Source organism: Mycobacterium sp. EPa45 (genome assembly GCF_001021385.1).
Lineage (GTDB): Bacteria > Actinomycetota > Actinomycetes > Mycobacteriales > Mycobacteriaceae > Mycobacterium.
This window is the reverse complement of record NZ_CP011773.1, coordinates 4,853,583-4,873,368: the sequence shown is the minus strand read 5'-3', so window position 1 is coordinate 4,873,368 and position 19,786 is coordinate 4,853,583. Positions and strand designations below refer to the sequence as shown.

Annotated in this window: 16 protein-coding genes; 7 read left to right on the top strand and 9 right to left on the bottom strand. The window is 67.9% G+C overall.

Annotated elements, in window-relative coordinates:
- Positions 1-12 precede the first annotated feature (12 nt).
- On the bottom strand, positions 13-3,771 hold the full coding sequence (locus AB431_RS22950) for a multifunctional oxoglutarate decarboxylase/oxoglutarate dehydrogenase thiamine pyrophosphate-binding subunit/dihydrolipoyllysine-residue succinyltransferase subunit (protein ID WP_047331870.1): 3,759 nt from the start codon (positions 3,769-3,771) through the stop codon (positions 13-15).
- A gap of 178 nt (positions 3,772-3,949) precedes the next feature.
- Positions 3,950-4,705 (bottom strand): hypothetical protein, encoded by a 756-nt coding sequence (locus tag AB431_RS22945; RefSeq protein WP_047331869.1) that lies wholly within the window; start codon positions 4,703-4,705, stop codon positions 3,950-3,952.
- A 148-nt stretch (positions 4,706-4,853) separates the two neighbouring features.
- Between AB431_RS22945 and AB431_RS22940 the strand changes: the two genes are divergently transcribed.
- Positions 4,854-6,104 (top strand): multidrug effflux MFS transporter, encoded by a 1,251-nt coding sequence (locus tag AB431_RS22940; RefSeq protein WP_047331868.1) that lies wholly within the window; start codon positions 4,854-4,856, stop codon positions 6,102-6,104.
- Here AB431_RS22940 and AB431_RS22935 read toward each other — a convergent pair.
- Positions 6,101-7,201, bottom strand: a complete 1,101-nt coding sequence (locus AB431_RS22935) for a hypothetical protein (RefSeq protein ID WP_047331867.1) — start codon at positions 7,199-7,201, stop codon at positions 6,101-6,103. The two genes, AB431_RS22940 and AB431_RS22935, sit on opposite strands and share 4 nt — an antisense overlap.
- Positions 7,202-7,542: 341 nt before the next feature.
- On the opposite strand from AB431_RS22935, the gene AB431_RS22930 reads away from it, so the two are divergent.
- The 4 genes from AB431_RS22930 to AB431_RS22915 all read left to right on the top strand — a co-directional run bounded on the left by AB431_RS22930 (position 7,543) and on the right by AB431_RS22915 (position 12,501).
- Positions 7,543-9,303, top strand: coding sequence for an MFS transporter (locus AB431_RS22930; protein WP_235435958.1), 1,761 nt, complete (start codon positions 7,543-7,545; stop codon positions 9,301-9,303).
- Positions 9,304-9,360: 57 nt separating this feature from the next.
- The gene (locus tag AB431_RS30150; RefSeq protein ID WP_200902665.1) at positions 9,361-10,293 is read left to right on the top strand and encodes a DUF4232 domain-containing protein; all 933 of its coding nucleotides are present in this window, start codon (positions 9,361-9,363) and stop codon (positions 10,291-10,293) included.
- A gap of 22 nt (positions 10,294-10,315) precedes the next feature.
- Positions 10,316-11,596 (top strand): hypothetical protein, encoded by a 1,281-nt coding sequence (locus AB431_RS22920; RefSeq protein WP_047331866.1) that lies wholly within the window; start codon positions 10,316-10,318, stop codon positions 11,594-11,596.
- 74 nt (positions 11,597-11,670) lie between these two features.
- Positions 11,671-12,501, top strand: coding sequence for an NAD(P)-dependent oxidoreductase (locus AB431_RS22915; protein WP_162489421.1), 831 nt, complete (start codon positions 11,671-11,673; stop codon positions 12,499-12,501).
- On the opposite strand, the gene AB431_RS22910 is transcribed toward AB431_RS22915, so the two are convergent.
- The 6 genes from AB431_RS22910 to AB431_RS22885 form a co-directional block, all read right to left on the bottom strand.
- Positions 12,498-13,061 carry a hypothetical protein gene (locus AB431_RS22910; RefSeq protein ID WP_052960370.1) on the bottom strand — a complete coding sequence of 188 codons (564 nt, stop codon included), beginning with the start codon at positions 13,059-13,061 and terminating at the stop codon, positions 12,498-12,500. The genes AB431_RS22915 and AB431_RS22910 overlap by 4 nt on opposite strands.
- A gap of 38 nt (positions 13,062-13,099) precedes the next feature.
- The gene (locus AB431_RS22905; RefSeq protein ID WP_047331864.1) at positions 13,100-14,026 is read right to left on the bottom strand and encodes an alpha/beta hydrolase; all 927 of its coding nucleotides are present in this window, start codon (positions 14,024-14,026) and stop codon (positions 13,100-13,102) included.
- Positions 14,027-14,028: 2 nt separating this feature from the next.
- Positions 14,029-15,507, bottom strand: a complete 1,479-nt coding sequence (locus tag AB431_RS22900) for an NAD(P)/FAD-dependent oxidoreductase (RefSeq protein WP_047331863.1) — start codon at positions 15,505-15,507, stop codon at positions 14,029-14,031.
- Positions 15,489-16,214 (bottom strand): SDR family NAD(P)-dependent oxidoreductase, encoded by a 726-nt coding sequence (locus tag AB431_RS22895; protein WP_047331862.1) that lies wholly within the window; start codon positions 16,212-16,214, stop codon positions 15,489-15,491. Before AB431_RS22895 ends, AB431_RS22900 begins: the two co-directional genes overlap by 19 nt.
- 96 nt (positions 16,215-16,310) lie before the next feature.
- Positions 16,311-17,066 (bottom strand): HpcH/HpaI aldolase/citrate lyase family protein, encoded by a 756-nt coding sequence (locus AB431_RS22890; RefSeq protein WP_047331861.1) that lies wholly within the window; start codon positions 17,064-17,066, stop codon positions 16,311-16,313.
- Positions 17,063-18,034, bottom strand: a complete 972-nt coding sequence (locus tag AB431_RS22885; RefSeq protein ID WP_047331860.1) for a zinc-binding dehydrogenase — start codon at positions 18,032-18,034, stop codon at positions 17,063-17,065. The genes AB431_RS22890 and AB431_RS22885 overlap by 4 nt, the downstream gene beginning before the upstream one ends.
- A gap of 86 nt (positions 18,035-18,120) precedes the next feature.
- On the opposite strand from AB431_RS22885, the gene AB431_RS22880 reads away from it, so the two are divergent.
- Together AB431_RS22880 and AB431_RS22875 are read left to right on the top strand one after the other, a co-directional pair.
- Positions 18,121-18,969 (top strand): SMP-30/gluconolactonase/LRE family protein, encoded by an 849-nt coding sequence (locus AB431_RS22880; protein WP_047331859.1) that lies wholly within the window; start codon positions 18,121-18,123, stop codon positions 18,967-18,969.
- 2 nt (positions 18,970-18,971) lie between these two features.
- On the top strand, positions 18,972-19,778 hold the full coding sequence (locus AB431_RS22875) for a thioesterase family protein (RefSeq protein WP_047331858.1): 807 nt from the start codon (positions 18,972-18,974) through the stop codon (positions 19,776-19,778).
- Positions 19,779-19,786 lie beyond the last annotated feature (8 nt).

Below are 19,786 nucleotides of genomic sequence, written 5' to 3'. Positions count from 1 at the left end.
TGCCGGCGCGCCCTAGCCGAATGCCTCGTCGATGATCTCCTGCTGCTCGACGGCGTGCACCTTCGACGAGCCGGACGACGGCGCCGACATGGCGCGCCGCGAGATCCGCTTGATCCCGGTCAGCTTCTCCGGCAACAACTCTGGCAACGTCAGGCCGAACGTCGGCCACGCACCCTGGTTGGCCGGCTCCTCCTGAACCCAGAAGAACTCCTTGGCATTCGGATACGAATCCAGGGTGTTGCTCAGCCGCCGCTTGGGCAGCGGCGCCAGCTGCTCGACCCGGACGATCGCGACGTCGTCGCGCTTGTCCTTGTCCTTGCGCGCCACCAGTTCGTAGTAGATCTTGCCGCTGGTCAACAGGATGCGGCTGACCTTGTTGCGGTCGCCGTCGCCGTCGGTGTAGGTCGGTTCTTCCATGATCGACCGGAACTTCTGCTCGGTGAAGTCCCGCAGATCGCTGACGGCAGCCTTGTTGCGCAGCATCGATTTCGGCGTGAAGACGATCAGCGGGCGGTGCACCCCGTCGAGGCCGTGCCGGCGCAACAGGTGGAAGTAGTTTGCCGGGGTCGACGGCAGCGCGATCGTCATCGAACCCTCGGCCCACAGCTGCAGGAAGCGCTCGATGCGGCCGGAGGTGTGGTCGGGCCCCTGGCCCTCGTGGCCGTGGGGGAGCAGCAGCACCACATCGGAGAGCTGACCCCACTTGGCCTCACCGGAACTGATGAACTCGTCGATGATCGACTGCGCGCCATTGACGAAGTCGCCGAACTGCGCCTCCCACAACACCAGTGCGTCCGGGTTGCCGACCGAATAGCCGTATTCGAAGCCGACGGCGGCGTACTCCGACAGTGCCGAGTCGTACACCAGCAGCTTACCGCCGGTCGGCGTGCCGTCCGGATTGACGGTCAACAGGTCCAGCGGGGTGAACTCCGCGCCGGTCTTACGGTCGATGATCACCGAGTGGCGCTGGGTGAACGTGCCGCGGCGAGTGTCCTGACCGGACAACCGGATCAGCTTACCCTCGGCCAAAAACGTTCCGAGCGCCAGCAATTCGGCGAACGCCCAGTCGACTTTGCCCTCGTAGGCCATCTCGCGGCGCTTCTCCAGCACCGGCTTGACGCGGGGGTGCACGCTGAAGTTCTCGGGGAACGCCAGATGCGCATCGCCGATGCGGGCCAGCAGCGACTTGTCCACCGCGGTGGTCATGCCGCGCGGGATCATCTGGTCTTCCTCGACCGACTCGCTGGGTTCGACCTCGTGTTTCTCGAGGTCGCGGACTTCGTTGAACACCCGCTCCAGCTGGCCCTGGTAGTCGCGCAGCGCGTCCTCGGCCTCTTTCATCGAGATGTCGCCACGGCCGATCAGGGCTTCGGTGTAGGTCTTGCGCACGCCGCGCTTGGTGTCGATGACGTCGTACATGTAGGGCTGGGTCATCGACGGGTCGTCACCTTCGTTGTGCCCGCGCCTGCGGTAGCACAGCATGTCGATGATGACGTCCTTCTTGAACTTCTGCCGGAAGTCCACCGCCAGCCGCGCCACCCAGACGCACGCCTCCGGGTCGTCGCCGTTGACGTGGAAGATGGGCGCTCCCACCATCTTTGCGACGTCGGTGCAGTACTCCGAGCTGCGCGAGTCCTGCGGCGAGGTGGTGAAGCCGATCTGGTTGTTGACGATGATGTGGATCGTGCCGCCGGTGCGGTACCCGCGCAGCAGCGCGAGGTTCAGCGTCTCGGCCACCACACCCTGACCGGCGAAGGCCGCATCGCCGTGCAGCATCATCGGCATGACGGTGAAGCCGTCCTCACCGGTTCCCTTGTCCAGCAGATCCTGTTTGGCCCGAACGATGCCTTCCATCACCGGATCGACGGCTTCGAGGTGCGACGGGTTGGCGGTCAGCGAGACCTCGATGTCGTTGTCACCGAACATCTGGATGTAGTCGCCCCGGGCGCCGAGGTGGTACTTGACGTCGCCGGAGCCATGCGCCTGCGACGGGTTCAGGTTGCCCTCGAACTCGCTGAAGATCTGCGAATACGGCTTGCCGACGATGTTGGCCAGCACGTTGAGCCGGCCGCGGTGCGGCATGCCGATCACGACCTCGTCGAGGGCGTGCTCGGCCGCCTGGTCGATCGCGGCATCCATCATCGGGATGACGGTCTCCGCGCCCTCCAGCGAAAAGCGCTTCTGCCCAACGTATTTGGTCTGCAGGAACGTCTCGAAGGCTTCCGCGGCGTTGAGCTTGGACAGGATGTACTTCTGCTGGGCGACGGTCGGGCCCTCGTGCTTGACCTCGATGCGCTCCTGCAGCCACTTCTGCTGCTCGGGTTCGAGGATGTGGGTGTACTCCACGCCGATGTGGCGGCAGTACGCGTCGCGCAGCAGACCCAGCACGTCGCGCAGCTTCTTGAACTCCTTGCCCGCGAAGCCGTCGACCTTGAACACCCGGTCCAGGTCCCACAGGGTCAGGCCGTGGGTGTTGACGTCGAGGTCGGGGTGGCTGCGGAAGCGGGTCTTGTCCAGGCGCAGCGGGTCGATGTCCGCCATCAGGTGCCCGCGGTTGCGGTACGCGGCGATCAGCTCGATCACCCGGGCGTTCTTGTCGACGATCGAATCGGGGTTGTCGGTGCGCCAGCGGACCGGCTCGTAGGGGATGCCCAGCTCGAAGAAGATCTCGTCAAAGAAATCGTCGGAGAGCAGCAGCTCGTGGATGGTCCGCAGGAAGTCGCCGGACTCCGCGCCCTGAATGATGCGGTGGTCGTAGGTCGACGTCAGCGTGATCAGCTTGCCGATGCCGAGCTCGGCGATGCGCTCCTCGCTGGCGCCCTGGAACTCCGCCGGGTACTCCATCGCGCCGGCGCCGACGATTGCGCCCTGGCCGGACATCAGTCGGGGCACCGAGTGCACGGTGCCGATGGTGCCGGGGTTGGTCAGCGAGATCGTCACCCCGGCGAAATCCTCGGCGGTGAGCTTGCCGTCGCGGGCTCGCCGGACGATGTCCTCGTAGGCGGCGATGAACTGGCCGAACCGCATGGTCTCGCAGTTCTTGATCGCGGCCACGACCAATGAGCGTTTGCCGTCCTTGCCCTGCAAGTCGATCGCCAGGCCCAGATTGGTGTGGGCGGGGGTGACGGCGTTGGGCTTGCCGTCGATCTCCGCGTAGTGCCGGTTCATGTTCGGGAACTTCTTGACCGCCTGCACGATCGCGTAGCCGAGCAGGTGGGTGAAGGAGACTTTGCCGCCGCGGGTGCGCTTGAGGTGGTTGTTGACGACGATGCGGTTGTCGATCATCAGCTTCGCCGGGATGGCCCGCACGCTGGTCGCGGTCGGGATCTCCAGCGACGAGTTCATGTTGCGGACGACGGCCGCCGCCGCGCCACGCAACACCTGGGTCTCATCACCGTTGTCCGACGACGACGCCGGTGCTGCCTTGGGTGCGGGCTCCTTGGCCGGGGCCTCTTTGGCCGGGGCCGGTTTGGCGGGGGCCTGCTTGGCGGGGGCTGACGCCGGAGCGCCATTGCCCGCCGGGGCGGTCTTGGCGGGGGCCGGCTTGGCCGGCGGCGGAGCCGGTGCGGGTTCCGGCGGGGACACCGGTGCGGCGGTCCTGGCCGGCTGGCCGTTCCCGCCGGCGCTGGAGTCGGTCGTCGGCTCCGGGTTGTAGTCGACCAGGAACTCATGCCAACTCGAGTCGACCGAGGAGGGATCCTCGCGGAACTTGCGGTACATCTCCTCGACCAGCCATTCGTTCTGTCCGAATGGTGAACTAGTACTGCTCACGGCAGTTGCTCGCCTCAATTCCTTCGTCCGGGCAAGTCGCACTTGGACGGTTGCCCCAATCTTCAGCCCAGTCGCCTGGCCGCCGCCTAAAAGGCTATCGCTTCTTATGCGTTCCCGAAGCACGTCAACTCCATGCCCCAGATGGCGTGACAACCGGTCGACGGAGGTCGACGGGTGCTTATCCGCCGGGCTCGATGGCGGGCAGCAGGTGCAGGCTCACCGGCCACCGGCTGGGTGCGGGCCCAAACGCGGCGCGGGCATTGTTCACGATCTTTTTGCCCATCATTCGGTTGCCACCGCCGCCGACGGCGGCGCCGATGCCGACGGGCAGCATTTTGCCGAACGCCATCGCCGAACGCTTGAGCGTGAACCGCTTCACGAAGTACCGCATCAGGCGGGTGTTCAGCTGCGACAACGCCGGCAGCGGGATCATCTCGGCGCCCTCGGCCAGCCACGCGCCGCTGGTGCGGCTCGGGCCGATCAGGTCAGTGATGGCACCCTTGCTCTCTTCGCCGACCAGCACTGCCAGCACCAGCGCCCGGCGGCGCTCCCGCTGCTCGAGCGGGATGCCGTGGACGTCGGCGACGGCGAGGACGAACACCGCGGTGGCCTCCAGGAACACCAGCGTCTCGCCGGCCACCGCCGACAGGGCCGCCAGTGTGCCGATCCCGGGGAATGCGGCGGCCGATCCGACGGCGGCACCGCTGGCCATCACGGCGGCCAGATAGCGCTTCTCGAGCTTGGTGACGATCTCGGCGGGGCTCGCCTCGGGGTTCGAGCGGCGCAGCCGGGCTACGTAGGCCTTGATTGCCGGCGCCTGGGCTCGGGTGCTGCGCTCGATGATCTGCGAGAGCACCCGCGCGGACATGGTCGCGTCATCCTCGACCTGGGCGGGCAACCGTTCCGGGGAACTACCTCTTCGGCGGACCTTCATGGGCGTGCCTCCTGGTCGTGCCTGGTCGTGCGTGCTCTCAGGCTAACGAATGACACCTGCGGAAAGGTGCCCCGCGGTGATCCCTGTCACCACGGGTGGAATAGCCGCAGGCGGAACAAATAATCGCTTGAGCGTGCTGTGGGTGTGCATGGCAACATCGCGAACTGTGACTGCCACCCGCAACACGACGCCCGTGACCGCGGAGGTGGCAACCCCCAGCCGGCTGCGGATGATCGTCGTGCTGGGCGCGCTGGTGGCGTTGGGGCCGCTGACCATCGACATGTACCTGCCTGCGCTGCCGCGCATCGCCGACGAGCTCGGGGTGTCCTCATCGGTGGCGCAGCTGACGCTGACCGGTACGCTCGCCGGCCTGGCGCTCGGTCAGCTCATCGTCGGTCCGCTGTCGGATTCGCTGGGCCGTCGTCGCCCGCTGATGGCCGGAATCGCCTTGCACATGCTGGCCTCACTGCTGTGCTTGTTCGCTCCCGACATCGCGGTGCTGAGTCTGGCCCGCGGGCTGCAGGGGATGGGCGCTGCCGCCGCGGCGGTGGTGGCCGTCGCCGTCGTCGGTGACTTGTTCGACGACACCGCCGCGGCCACCGTGATGTCGCGGCTGATGCTGATTCTCGGGGTGGCGCCGATCGTCGCGCCCTCGCTGGGCGCGGCGGTGCTGCTGAAAGCGTCCTGGCACTGGGTGTTCGCGGTGCTGATCGTGCTGGCGGGCGCGCTGCTGGTGGTCGCGGCGCTTGCGCTGCCGGAGACGCTTCCGATCAGGAGCCGCCGCCCGCTTCAGGTGCGCTCGATCGCCGCGACCTACGCGAGCCTGCTGCGCGATCTACGGTTCGTCGCTTTGGTCGTCGTCGGCGCGCTCGGGATGGCCGGACTGTTCGCCTACATCGCCGGCGCCGCGTTCGTCCTGCAAGGCCGCCACGGTTTGGATCAGCAGACATTCGCGCTGGTGTTCGGCGCGGGCGCAATCGCGTTCGTCGCCGCCACTCAGGTCAATGTCGTGCTGCTGCGCCGGTTCTCACCGCAGCGCATCCTGCTGTGGGCGCTGGCCGCTGCAACGGTGGTGGGTGCGATCTTCATCGCGCTGTCGGTCACCCACACCGGCGGCATGTTCGGCTTCCTGGTCCCGGTGTGGGCCGTCCTGGCAATGATGGGCTTCGTCATCCCGAACGCGCCCGCCGTCGCGTTGTCACGCCACCACGAAGCTGCCGGGACCGCCGCCGCGCTGCTGGGCGCCGCGCAGTTCGGTGTGGGTGCGGCGATCGCACCCGTCGTGGGCCTGATGGGCAACGACGAGATCGCGCTGTCGGTGGTGATGACCGCCGGTGTGGGCATCGCGCTGTCGGCACTGATCGCCGTCGGCGGCGCCGGCGGCGACGACACGCACTAGGCAGAGCTGTTCTCCGCGTACCGCAGCACGGCGCCGACCCCGTCGGCCGGGCTGATCCGCTCGTCGGTGCGTACCAGCGCGGAGCCGATTGCGACCGCCTTGATCGGCAGAGCCTCGTCGGCGCGCAACGTGTGTTCGGCTGCCGCGCCGAGGCCGGACAGGGTGTCGGCGTCGGCTGCGATCAACGACAGTTCGGCGTCGGCGACGACGGTGGCGTCCTCGACGTCGCCGAGGATGAGCGTGTCCACCGCGCCGTCCCGCAGTGCGGCGGTCACGTCGGCCAGACCCTCGACAGCCAGGCCGGTGCCGCGCCCGGCGGCGAACCGCTGCGCGGCGTCGTCGATCGTTGCGAGCCGCCGCTTGAGGAATGCTTGGCCGATCTCGTGATGGACCTCCGCCTCGTCCGTGCCCGCAGCCCGGCCGCCGCCCTCGAGTTGCACGGCGACCTCGGCGACCCGCTCGACCAATGCGGAGACCAGTTCGGTGCGCGCGCTCACCTCGCCCTCGATGAACACCAGCCCGGCTCCGGTCTCGTCGACCAGGTGCGTGACTCGGTCGGCCACCTCACGGATGTTCTTGCGGACGGCCTCTTCGACAGCCTGCTCCTTGCCGTATTCATGCCCCTCGGACGACTTGGCCTTGTGCACCGGGTAGCCGTCGCCGTCGACGGTCTCCTCGTTGACCCGGCCGGCGTAATGGACGCTGATGTCGGCACCCGTCGAATCGACGGCGACCCTCAGATGGGCGGTGTGCTCGAGACCGTGCTCGACGATCGGCACCAGGTACGGCAATTGGGAGACGCGAACGACCGTGGTCGTCGGCGGACGGATCAGATGCTCGTCGAGCACGACGGTGTCGCCGGCGGTTATCACCGCCCGTCCGCTGCGGCCGACCGGCGGGTGCGCGCCGCGTACCGCACCGTCGATGGACTCGATCACCGCGGCGTCGACGGAATGCTCCTCGAGCTGTTTGCGAATGTCGCGCAACCGGGCGTCGAGCTGCGCGGCCGCGTCCTCGGTGTCGTGAGAGTCGTCGAAATAGATCGAGACGAACGGGCCCTTCGCATCCACCAATGGGCGAAAGCGATCCGAATGCATGGCTCCTCCTGCGCTTCGAAAGTGGGGTGTCGGGCCGGTTCTCGTCAGGCCCACCGCCGGGTACCCGTTCGGCGCCCCGATAGTCTCGATATCGGCAAGCGTGACCGCAGCCGCAAGCGCATCAGGCGCACCGGCGCTACGCACGTGGTGTTGCTGCCGATCGATGAGGCGCGGGGGCCGACAACGGTTTCGTCAGCGCATGCCGACGCCATCGCAGTAGCCGAAACGAGGTAGTGGATATGACCAGGAACATGGCCGGCCCGGCGCCGGACGTGGACTTGGACCCCGATCCGGCCGCAGTGCCCGACGTGCCTGCCAATCCCTGGCACGCCCTGTGGGCCATGCTGGTCGGCTTCTTCATGATCCTGGTCGATTCGACGATCGTCGCCGTCGCCAATCCCAGCATCATGGACGGCCTGAAGATCACCGACTACGACACGGTCATCTGGGTGACCAGCGCCTACCTGCTGGCCTATGCCGTGCCGCTGTTGCTGGCCGGGCGCCTCGGTGACCGCTTCGGCCCGAAGAATCTCTATATCGTCGGCCTGGCCGTGTTCACCGCTTCGTCACTGTGGTGCGGCCTGGCCGGCTCGATCGAAATGCTGATCGCCGCGCGCGTCGTGCAGGGGCTCGGCGCGGCCCTGCTGACGCCGCAGACACTGTCGACGATCACCCGGATCTTCCCGCCCGAACGTCGCGGTGTGGCGATGAGCCTGTGGGGCGCGACGGCCGGGGTGGCCACCCTCTTCGGCCCGCTGGCCGGTGGCGTGCTCGTCGGCCGGCTCGGTTGGGAGTGGATCTTCTTCGTCAATGTCCCGGTCGGTGTGATCGGCCTGGCGCTGGCGGTGTGGCTGATCCCGGAACTGCCGACCAGTACGCACAAGTTCGACGTCATCGGCGTGGCACTGTCGGGGATCGGCATGTTCCTGGTCGTGTTCGGCCTGCAGGAGGGCCAGGGTCACCACTGGGCGGCGTGGATCTGGGCGGTGATCGTCGCCGGCATCGGCTTCTTCACCGCGTTCGTCTACTGGCAGTCGATCAACCGCGACGAACCGCTGATCCCGCTGCAGATGTTCGCCGACCGCGACTTCAGCCTGTCCAACCTGGGCGTTGCCGTCATCGGATTCGTGGTCACCGCGATGATGCTGCCGGTGATGTTCTACGCCCAGGTCGTGTGCGGACTGTCGCCGACACGCTCGGCGCTGCTGATCGCGCCGATGGCGGTGGCCAGCGGCGTGCTCGCCCCGTTCGTGGGCCAACTGACCGACCGGGTGCATCCGCGGCCGATCCTCGGGTTCGGGTTCTCCGTGCTGGCAATTGCCCTGACGTGGTTGTCCATGGATATGACGCCGACGACGCCGATCTGGCGGTTGATCGTGCCGCTGACCGCGATGGGCGTCGGGATGGCGTACATCTGGGCGCCGTTGGCGGCCACCGCCACCCGCAACCTGCCGCCGCACCTGGCGGGCGCCGGATCCGGGGTCTACAACGCGACCCGACAGGTCGGTTCGGTGCTGGGCAGCGCCGGAATGGCCGCGTTCATGGCAGCCCGGATCAGCGACGAGATGCCGGCCGCACCGGCCGGCGCCGAACCGAGTGATCTTGCGGTGCTGCAGCTTCCGTCGTTCCTGCATGAACCGTTCTCCGCCGCGCTGTCCCAGTCCATGCTGCTGCCGGCGTTCGCCGCGTTGTTCGGGATCGTGGCCGCAATGTTCGTCCTCGGCGGTCTGGGTCGCACCCTGCCGATTGCCGACCGCGACGAGATCACCGATGAGATCCCGGTCTACGACGACGGTTATGACGACGACGAGTACGTCGAGTACGTGGTGGAGCGGCAGCCGGTTGCCCCGCCGGTGCCTGACGTTCGCGATGACGAGACCGACGTGATCAGGTGGCAGCGGCCGTCCGCCGCGGCCGCACCGGGTGTCGACCCGTTTGGGTTTGCGCACAACGGGTTCCATCGCGACGGCGACGGATCGCGACATCGGCTCAGTGATGCCGCCGAGCCGCGTCCGGCGCGCCACTATCGCGACGATGCCGACGGTGCCGACGGTGCCGACGAGGTTCAGAGCTACGGGCGGCACTCGCGGCCGGGCGGCTGACCACACTTTTCGGTCTTTTTGGGACCGGTAGCGTCGCCGACCGTCTTCACTGACGTCATGACGATGAAGCATGCGTTGACGGTGGTGGTGAGTGTCGCGGCACTCTCGTCGGCGCCGGCCGCCCACGCCGACAACCCGCCACCGTGTGCGTCGGCGCAACTCGTGGTGAGCACCGGGCCGGTGCGGGCCGCCGTCGGTCACCGCGGTGTGCCACTGGTCTTCAGCCTGGCGCCCGGCGCCGGCGTGTGCACGCTGACCGGGTATCCGGGCGTCGACTCCGGCGCCGGCGGACCGCTGTTGCACGCCGAGCGCACCGTCCGCGGATACCTCGGCGGCCTCCCGAGCGGCGTAGACGTCCCACCCACCGTCACCGTGTCCCCGGGACATCCGGCGCAGGCCATCGTCGAGGGTCTGGCCGTCGACGATGACGGCCAACAGTGCCCGACCTACACGGCCTTGCTCGTCACGGCCCCGGACACCACCGGAACGGTGACCGTGCCGGTCGCCATCGACACCTGCCGGCTGCAGGTGCATCCGGTCACGGCAGCCGGTCCCGTCGACATCCCTGCCGCGCCGGCGGCGTCGCACCCCTGCGACTGGGTGACGGCCGACGAGGCGGCCACCCTGCTCGGGGGTCCGGTCAAGACTCAGGCACTCGGCGACCAGCCCGGGTCGGTGACGATCTCCTGCAGCTACGACCGTGGCTTCGGTGACACCGGCATGGAATCCGAACTTCGCCTGCCCCAGTCGTTTACAACATCCGCTGCAGCGCAGTTCGCAGCGGCCGCCGACGGCAAGAACGGCACCGGAGTCGACGGGGTCGGGCTGCGGGCCCGATGCGTGTACGAGCCGACCACAACTCCGCCGTCCATCTCGTTGGTGGTCCTGCTCAGCGGCAACCGGCTGTACCGGGCCACAAGTTGGTACGGCACCTCCTGCGATCAGCTCAAGCAATTCGCACAGACCGCGATCGGTCGCATTGGCGCATGACCATTCCCGAAAGGGCCCGACTATGACCAACTATCGTCTCGTGATCGCCGCCCTCGCCGCGGTCGGTGCCGTCGCGGGGTGTTCCCCGGCAACCAAACCACCTACGGCGCAGTCACCGTCGGGTGCCACCGCCTCGACGGCCGCCGCCTCCGCGCCGGCGACACCCGCCGCCTCGCGCGGCGCCGAACGCAACCGTGGCGAGGTGCCCTGGAACCAGGTCGGCCCCGGCTGGGTGCTGGCCGAGTGGAGTCCGGTGACCCCCCACCGCCCCGGCGAGCAGCGGCCTCCCGGCGAACCCACCAGCGAAACCGCCGACATCACAGTGTTTTTGGTAGATCCGTCCGGCAACCGGTACACCATCACCACGTTCGGCCCGGGGGGCAACCTCACGCTCGCCGACTGGTCCGGCGACGGCAGTCACGCGTTGTTCACCCATGGCGGCATGAACCCGCGGTCGGTGATCTCCGTGGACCTGCACACCGGTGAGCAGACCACCGTTCCCGTCGCCGGGTACCCGCGGTTCAGCCGGCCCAACGGCACCGCGCTGCTGGTGTCGACGTCCTTCAACGGCAACGAACCCGGAACCCTGAAAAGGGTTGACCGCAACGGCAATCCGCAATTCAGCTATCCGACGGCCGATCTCGGCGGGGCAGGCCAGTTCAGTGGTGACTACGCGGAGTCGCCCGACGGAACCCAGCTGGTGCTCGGCACCGCCAACCTCGGCAACGAGGTGATGCCGCGCACGGACAACAGTCTGGTGGTGATGGGCAACGACGGCAAGGTGATCCGGACGCTGCCGGTGCCGATGGCAACGTCGATGTGCGGGCCGATCAAGTGGTGGACCCCCGAGTCGATTCTCGTTCACTGCTCGGCCCAGCACGGCTCCGGAAGCCAGTTGTGGCAGCTGCCGTTGGACGGTTCGGCTCCCACGCCCTTGACCGCGGTCAATTCCGGCCAGGAGGACGACCCTGGTTTCGGCGGTGACCTCGGCGACAGCAACGCCTGGAAACTCGCCAGCGGAACTTTCCTGCAGTCGCTGGGTGCGTGCGGCACCGTCTTCCTGTCCAAGCTCACCGCCGACGGGCACACCACCCGGGTGAAGATCCCGGGGTTGTCCGACAACGTGTTCGTCACCGGCGCGGCCAATGACCGGCTGCTGGTGCGGGGTCAGGTGGGGTGCAGCGGGACCACATCGCTGGTCAGCTACGACCCGGCGACCAACACGTCGACCGTGCTGCTGGGCCCGCCGATCAACGGGGGCGGGGTGAGCGAGGCGCTGCTGTTCCCGACCCGGGATTCCTGACCCGCCAACACATTCTTCTGCGCTGAGTACTATGCTCGCTGAAAAAGAGAATGTAGTTTCCAGCGAGGAGAATGATGGCCGACAAGCATTCGCTCACCGACCGCACGCTGGTCGTCTCGGGCGGCAGCCGGGGTATCGGTCTGGCCATCGCCCTCGGCGCGGCCCGCCACGGCGCCAATGTCGTGCTGCTGGCCAAGACCGCCGAGCCGCACCCGAAGCTGCCCGGCACGGTCTATACCGCGGCCGAGGAGATCGAGGCAGCCGGCGGCAAGGCCGTTGCCGTCGTCGGTGATGTGCGCAAGGAAGAGGACGTCGCGCGCGCTGTGGACACCGCGGTGAAGGAGTTCGGCGGGGTCGACATCTGCGTCAACAACGCCAGCGCGATCTCGACCGACTCCACCGAGACGCTGTCGGCCAAGAAGTTCGACCTCATGCAGCAGATCAACATCCGCGGCACGTTCCTGTTGACCAAGGCGTGCCTGCCACACCTGCGCAAATCGCCCAACGGCCACGTCGTCACCATCGCCCCGCCGCTGAACATGAACCCGCACTGGCTGGGCGCGCACCCGTCCTACACCCTGTCCAAGTACGGCATGACGCTGCTGTCGCTGGGCTGGGCGGCCGAATATGCCGACACCGGAATCGGTTTCACCTGCCTGTGGCCGGAGACCTACATCGCGACGTCCGCGGTGGCCAACTCGGCGGACTTCGAGGATGCGCTTGCGTCCTCGCGCAGCCCCGAGATCATGGCGGACGCCGCCGTGGAGATCATCACCTCGCCGGGATCGAAGGTCAACGGCGGCTGCTTGATCGACTCCGAGGTGCTGCGCGCCGCCGGCGTCGAGGACTTGTCCCGCTACGGCGGCGGGGACAACCCGATCATCGACATCTTCGTCGATCGTTAGCCCACCGGCAGCAGGTCCGGGTAGTCGGTGGGAACCGACTGACCGAAGCTGCGGAACACCTCGAACGGCGCGACAATCGGGTCCAGGCCGGCGGCGAATGCCGCCTGTGCCTTGAAAACCCTTGCCGCCGCACTCAGTTCGTGGCGGACCTCGGCTCCGACCCGTCCGCCACTGGGCGGCCACACTTCACCCCAGGCGAGGACTTCGGTGCGGGCCGAGCGCACCGAGCTGGTCAGCGCGTCGCGCACCCGATCGTCGGACCTGCACATCGTGCCGGCCACCGCGAGTGCCGTCGGCGCGTTCCCGACACCGAGCACCGCGCCGAGGGGGACGGGCTGGACTCCGAGGATGTGGAGAGCAGCGAGGTCACCGGTGTCGGCGACCGCAACCCGCACGTCCCAGCCCGCCATCACCCGGTCGAACAGCCAGCCGCCCGCCGACTCCACCACGTCGGCCACGTGAGCGCCGACAACGGCGAGCTGATAGCGGGCCAGTCGTGGCGTTCGCTGGCGCGACCTGGCCGCCTCACGGGGCCGGTCTCGTCGGTCGAGTTCATGCACGCCACCCAGCGTGACAGTTTCACGCCAATCTGTAAAGGTCATGATGGACCGAAAAAACGCTGGAGTGCCCCGGCCTGCATCGTCAGCAGAGCGTTACTGACCTCCCAATCGGGGCACAGTGAATCGAACCCGTGGCAGGTCCCGCCGAAGATGTGCAGGTCGGTGCGGACACCCGCGCACAACAAACGGCGGGCGTAGTCCAGTGCTTCGTCGCGCAGCGGATCCAACTCCGAGCAGGTGATGAAGGTGCTTGCCGCCCCGATCATTTGGTGACTGCGGGCCGGCACCGAGGCGGCGCTCGGTTCGCTCGCGCCGAGATAGTGGCGCCACATCGCCACGGTCGCGGGACCGTCGAAGCCCGGTGTCGAGCCGAACTCCGCCTTCGACGCGGTGGGGCGGTCGTCGAGCACCGGCTGATGCAGCAGCAGGCCCACGATCGGCGGGACCTCCTCGGCAGCTGATCGCTGTGCCAGACCAGCGGCCAGCGCCGCCCCGCCGCTGTTCCCGGCCAGCGCCAGCCGGCCGCGGTCGATTCCCAGATCGTCGGCGGCCGTCCAGGCCCACTGCAGCACAGTGGCGACGTCGTCGAACCCCGCGGGGTACGGGTTCTCGGGGGCCAGCCGGTAGTCGACGGACACCAGGATGCAGCGGGCGCGCCGGGCCAGTTCGACGCACTGGCGATGATCGGTATCGAGGTTGCCCAGCACGAACGCCCCGGCGTGGCAGTAGATCACGGCGGGCGACGGGGACGGTGCACCGCGGTAGATGCGCACCGGAACGCCCGCGACGGGGGTATCGATGATGTCGACCCCGGTCGTGTCGATCTGCCCGACGGCCTCCGCGCGTCGAGCATTGAGTGACTCCCGGACGGCGGCGAGGGTGTGCAGCGACAGATCGGTGCGTGCGGCGCCGAATGCGTGCAGCGCGGGGTCGAGCCGACGGAGGATGTCGGGGTCGGGTTCCACGGCTAGCCGCCCGGTGGGGTGAACAGGTAGTCGCGCGGGCGAAAACGTCGAGTCATCGCCCAGAACGCGCCGGCACTGCGCGGCCACTGCGTGATGACCCGGCCATTGGGTGCCCGAAAGTAGTTGCTGCACGCAGTAATCCACACGGTGCCTGCCATCCACCTGTCGACGTCGGCCAGGAAGGCTGCCATGGTGTCGGCGCGCACCGCGACGTATCGTCGCCGGTTGCGGCGCAGGTGTTTCAGCGCCCGCACGATGTAGTGCGCCTGGGCTTCGAGGACGAAGATCACGCTGTTGGAGCCGACGTTGGTGTTGGGCCCGTAGAGCATGAAGAAGTTCGGGAAGCCCGGCACCGCCATCCCCAGATACGCGAATGCACCGTCGCGCCAGGTGTCGTGCAGCGATCGGCCGGCTTCTCCGGTGACCTCGATCTGGCCCAGGTAGTCGGTGGCGGCGTAACCGGTGGCGCACAGCACCACGTCAACGTCCAGTTCGGAACCGTCCTCGGTCACCAGTGAGCGTGCCCGCAGCGCACGGGCAGGGCTGGACACCACCTCGACGTGCGGCCGGGTCAGCGTGGACAGGTAGTCTCCTGCGAACACCAGCCGCTTGCAGCCCAACGGGTGGTCGGGGGTGAGCTTGGCGCGAAGCTCCGGATCGGTGACCGACGATTCCAGGAACCGCAGCGAGATGTCCTTGAAATCCTGCGTCTTGTCACTGCCGTTCTCGATCACCGAGATGTTGCGTTCACTACGCAGCCACAGCCGGGTCCGATAGAGCTTCTTGGCGAACGGGATTCGCCTGAAGACCCAGCGCTCCCGGTCGGTGTAGGGCCGGTCCGGCTTCGGCAGGATCCAGGTGGGGGAGCGCTGTACCGAGTACACCTTGTCGGCAACTTTGGCGACCTCGGGCAGAAGCTGCGAGGCAGTCGATCCGGTCCCCAGCACGGCTACCCGCGTTCCGGTGAGGTCCACCGAGTGGTCCCAGCGCGCGGTGTGCATCACGGTACCGGTGAACGGCTCCTGCTCGGGCAGCTCGGGCAGCAACGGCCTGGTGAACATGCCGACGGCCGAGACCACGATGTCGAAGGTGTGCTGCACGCCCGTCGAGTCGGTCAGGGTCCAGCTGTTTGTGCCGGAATTCCACTGAGCGGAGGTGATTTCGGTGTTCAGCCGCAGGTGCGGCCGCAGGCCGTGCCGGTCGGTGGAGCGTTCGAAGTACTCGAGCAGTTCGGGCTGGCCCGGCCACATCCGGCTCCACTCGGAGTTCAGGTCGAACGAATACGAGTACAGGTGCGACTTCACATCGCAGGCCAGTCCGGGATAGGTGTTGATCCGCCAGGTGCCGCCGACGCCGTCCTCGCGGTCAAAGATCGTGAAGTCCCGAAAGCCGGCCTTGGCCAGAAAGATTCCCAGCGCCAGTCCGCCTGGCCCGGCACCGACGATGCCGACCGACAGCGGGCTCAGCCGATCCGCAGGCACTGGCCACCGTCGACGACGAGCTCGGATCCGGTGATGAACGACGCGTGCTCGGACACCAGGAACGCCACCGCGTCCGCCACTTCCATCGGCTGGCCGAGACGGCCGCTGTAGGACCGTTCGATCAGCCGCTGCCGGGCGGTGTCGTCGAGCATCGGAGTGTCGATCGGTCCGGGGAAGACGGCATTGACCCGGATGCCCTCGCCGGCAAGTTCTGCCGCGGCGATCTGGGTCAGGCCGCGCAACGCCCATTTCGACGATCCGTATGCGGCGTGGAACGGGAACGGCCGGATGGCCCCGGTGCTGCAGGTGTTGACGATCGCCGCGTTCTCGGCTTCGCGAAGGTGTGGCAGCGACGCGCGGATGCCGAGGAACGGACCCAAAGTGTTGAATCGCCAGCTGCTTTCGAAACCCTCCGCGGTCTCCTCCGACAGCGGCGCGCGGTGTAGCACGCCGGCATTGTTCACCAGTGTGCTCAACCCACCCAACCGCTCGACCACGTCGGCCACCGCGCTCGCCCACAGCTGCTCGGAGGTGACGTCCAGCTCGACGGCGATCACGCCGGGGTCGTCGAGCGCGTCGATCTGCTTGCGCAGGTCGTCGATCAGCCGGTCGGCGGCCGCAACCTGGAAGCCGTCAGCGCGCAGTCGCCTGACCAGCGCCGCACCCTGGCCGCGGGCCGCACCGGTGACCAGTGCCACCTTGGTCATGCGCCGCTCCTCCTCATCGCTTCGCTCTGCATCGTCGCCGGCGGGGTCATGCGCCGCTCCTCCTCATCGCTTCGCTCTGCATCGTCGCCGGCGGGGTCATGCGCGGCCCTCGGCTTCTGCGAGATGTGCGATCGCCCCGCGCCGCAGCGCCTGCGACTCCGGGGCCAACGTGATCATCTGAAAGCCCAACGCGGCCAATTCCTTTCCCGTCACACCGTCACCGGCGTGGATACCTGCCACGACACCTGCGGCCGCCGCGGCCTGCTGTACGCGCACGATCGCATCGCGGACTTTCGGCTGGCCGGTGGCCTTGACCACTCCTTCGCCCAGGGCGATCGCCAGATCCGCGGGTCCGACGTAAACGCCGGCCAGGCCGGGTACCGCACAGATGTCGACGACCGCATCCAGGCCGGCCACCGTCTCGATCATCGCGAACACGCTGACCCGGCCGGCGATTGCGGCCGGGTCGATTCCGAGGCTGGCGCGCAACGGCCCGAAGCTACGAATTCCCTCAGGCGCGTAGCGGGTTGCGGCCACCGCTTCGGCGGCCTGTTCCGGCCGGTCGACCATCGCGACGATGATCGCGTCGGCGCCCGCGTCGAGAACCCGCCCGATCGGAGCGGCGGCCGTCGAGGGCACCCGCACCGCGGTGGCGATCGGAACGTGCTCCATGCGGCGCAGGATCATCGCCACGTCGGCGTCGTCGAGATAGCCGTGCTGGATGTCGAAGCCAACGTAATCGTAACCGGCGTTGGCGAATTCGTCGGGTCCGAGAAATGACGGGCCGGTGATCCAGCCACCCCACGCATGCGGCTTGTCGGTGAGCGTCTGCTGCAATCTGCTGGTGGTCATGAGGCCACGATCGAGATCTTGACCCGCCCGGGCGTCGGGCGGCAGGCGAACTCGAACGCGTCCTGCACGTCGGCCACGCCGAACGTATGGGTGACGTACATACTCAGCAGGTCGGAATGGTCGCGCGCGAATGCATCGGCGGCGTCGAGCACCCGTCGGCGCTCCAGTGTGACACCGGATTTCAGCGTGAGGTTGTTGCGCAGCATGGTGCGCATGCTGATCGGGTAACTGTCATCGTCGGGCACGCCGAAATAGAACACCGTGCCGCCGAACGCGGCCGCTTCGACCGCGTTGTTGAGGGTGGCTACCTGATGGCCGACGGCTTCGATGACGACGTCCGGCTTGTCGTGTGGCGCGAGGTGCGCCACCCAACGGTCGCTGGTGGACCGAACAACGGTGTCGACGCCGAACTTCGCGGCGATGTCGTCGCGGTAGATGGGGTCCACGCCGGTGACATGCTCGGCGCCGGCGGCCTTGGCCGCATACGAGAACAGCAGCCCGATCGAGCCCTGACCGATCACCGCGACCCGCTTGCCGGCCAACGGCGGAAGCTGTTCGAGCGCATACAGAATGCAGGCCAGCGGCTGTAGTCCGACCGCATGTTCGGGGCGCAGCGCCGGATCGTAGGGGGCCAGCCCGTCGCCGTCGGAGACGACGAATTCCATCAGTCCGTCGAAGCCGGATGCCCAGCCGACGACCCGGTCACCGGGCCGATGATCGGGGTGGGCGCTGGCCAGGACTTCGCCAACGATCTCGTGGATCGGGAAGCCGGCCATCTCGGCGGCCAGCGCCCCGGTGTCACCGGGCAGGCGGCCCTGCACTCCCTTGAAGCCGGGGATGTCGCTGCCGCAGATGCCCGCGGCGAGGAACTTCAGCAGCACCTGCCCGCCGCGCAGACGTCCCTGCGCAGGCTCTTCCACCGTGACTCGCTCGAACGTGTACGGCGCGACAAGCCGATAACACCACACAGGCTCAGGCCTCCGATAACGCGTGGGTCGTTGACAGTGCCACGTACGGAGCGTGACACTTATGCGATGTTTTGTAAAGGTATGGCATGACGGTCCTCAGCTCCTTGTCCCGAGCTCAGCTTGCCAGCGGATTCTGCTTCGGTGAAGGTCCGCGCTGGTTCGAAGGCCTGCTGTGGTTGTCCGACATGCTCGGTGATGCCGTGCACACGATCACTCTCGACGGGTCGGTGACGACCGTGGAGCTGCCCGGTCACGCGCCCGCCGGGCTGGGGTTCCGGCCGGATGGCACGCTGCTGATCGTGTCGACCGAACGCCGCGCGGTGCTCAGCTATGACGGGGACGTCGTCACCCAGGTCGCCGACCTGTCCGGGATCGCGCCGGCCAGCCTCGGTGACATGGTGGTCGACGCGCGCGGCCGGGCCTACATCGGCTCGCAGGCGCGCGAGGGCGGCGTCATCGTCCGGCTCGATCTCGATGATGCGGTGACCGTGGTCGCCGGCGACCTCGACTTCCCCAACGGCATGGCGATCACGCCGGACGGCGGCACGCTCATCGTCGCGGAGTCGATCGGGCGGCGGCTGACGGCCTACGACATCGACGCCGACGGTGGGCTGTCCGGGCGGCGGGTGTTCGCCGACGGCCTCGACGGGCCGCCGGACGGGATCGCGCTCGACGAAGCCGGCGGGGTGTGGACGTCGATGACGCTGGCGCATCAGTTCGAGCGGGTCGTGGCCGGCGGCGAGGTCACCGATCGCATCGACATCGGCGACCGTGCGGCGATCGCCTGCATGCTCGGTGCACCGGACCGGCGGACCCTGTTCCTGGTTTCCAGCTCGGACGCGTATCCGCAGCGGCTCGTCGGCACCCGGCGGTCGTGTGTCGAAACGATCAGGGTCGAGATCCCCGGCGCGGGCTTTCCGTCAATCGAGAGGTGAGCATGACCGACAGCTATTACGAACTCGTCGACCCGAAGGATCCGCGCGGGGAGAAGTTCCGGGCCACCGACTTGGTGCGCAGCACGTGGACCTCGCACATCCAGCACGCCGGTCCGGTGTCGGCGTTGTTGGTGCGCGCCTTGGAGCGCTGTGCGCACCGCGACGACACCCGGCTGAGCCGGGTGGTCGTCGACCTGTTGGGGCCGGTGCCCGCGGAAGGTGATCTCTGGGTCACCGCGACCGTCGAAAGAAGTGGCAGGCAAATCGAATTGGTGAGCGCGCAGATGCTGGGCCTGGGTCCCGGCGGCGAGCCGCGGCCGGTCGCGCGGGCCAGCGGGTGGCGAATGCTGACACTGGACACCGAGGCGCTGCGCTCAGCGCCGGTCGCACCGCTGCCGCCGCGCTCGGAAGGCGTAAACCGCAACCTCGCGGACAACTTCGATCGCAACTACGTACACAGTCTGGAGTGGTTGTGGCTGACCAAGCCACTGGCGCCCGGCCCGGGGGAGTCGTGGCTGCGGCCGCTGGTCGACCTGGTCCAGGGCGAGGAGATGACGCCGCTGGAGCGGCTGTCGGCCGTCGCCGATTGCGCGAACGGGATCGGCAGCAAGATCGACATCACCAAGTACACGTTCCTCAACACCGATCTCGCCCTGCATGTGCACCGCGTTCCCGCTGGAGAGTGGATCGGTGTGCGCGCGGAGACGATGTATGGCCCTGACGGGGTGGGCACGACGGTTGGCACGCTGTTCGACGACGACGGTGCGATCGGGGCTATTCAGCAGTCGGTGCTGGTGCGCCCACGCTAGCCGCCCTC

Coding starts and splice junctions, on each gene's coding strand:
- AB431_RS22915 (WP_162489421.1), top strand. CDS start 11,671: ATGGCCGACAAGCATTCGCTCACCGACCGCACGCTGGTCGTCTCGGGC.
- AB431_RS22945 (WP_047331869.1), bottom strand. CDS start 4,705: ATGAAGGTCCGCCGAAGAGGTAGTTCCCCGGAACGGTTGCCCGCCCAG.
- AB431_RS30150 (WP_200902665.1), top strand. CDS start 9,361: ATGACGATGAAGCATGCGTTGACGGTGGTGGTGAGTGTCGCGGCACTC.
- AB431_RS22935 (WP_047331867.1), bottom strand. CDS start 7,201: ATGCATTCGGATCGCTTTCGCCCATTGGTGGATGCGAAGGGCCCGTTC.
- AB431_RS22940 (WP_047331868.1), top strand. CDS start 4,854: ATGGCAACATCGCGAACTGTGACTGCCACCCGCAACACGACGCCCGTG.
- AB431_RS22890 (WP_047331861.1), bottom strand. CDS start 17,066: ATGACCACCAGCAGATTGCAGCAGACGCTCACCGACAAGCCGCATGCG.
- AB431_RS22875 (WP_047331858.1), top strand. CDS start 18,972: ATGACCGACAGCTATTACGAACTCGTCGACCCGAAGGATCCGCGCGGG.
- AB431_RS22930 (WP_235435958.1), top strand. CDS start 7,543: ATGCTGGTCGGCTTCTTCATGATCCTGGTCGATTCGACGATCGTCGCC.
- AB431_RS22920 (WP_047331866.1), top strand. CDS start 10,316: ATGACCAACTATCGTCTCGTGATCGCCGCCCTCGCCGCGGTCGGTGCC.
- AB431_RS22895 (WP_047331862.1), bottom strand. CDS start 16,214: ATGACCAAGGTGGCACTGGTCACCGGTGCGGCCCGCGGCCAGGGTGCG.
- AB431_RS22880 (WP_047331859.1), top strand. CDS start 18,121: ATGACGGTCCTCAGCTCCTTGTCCCGAGCTCAGCTTGCCAGCGGATTC.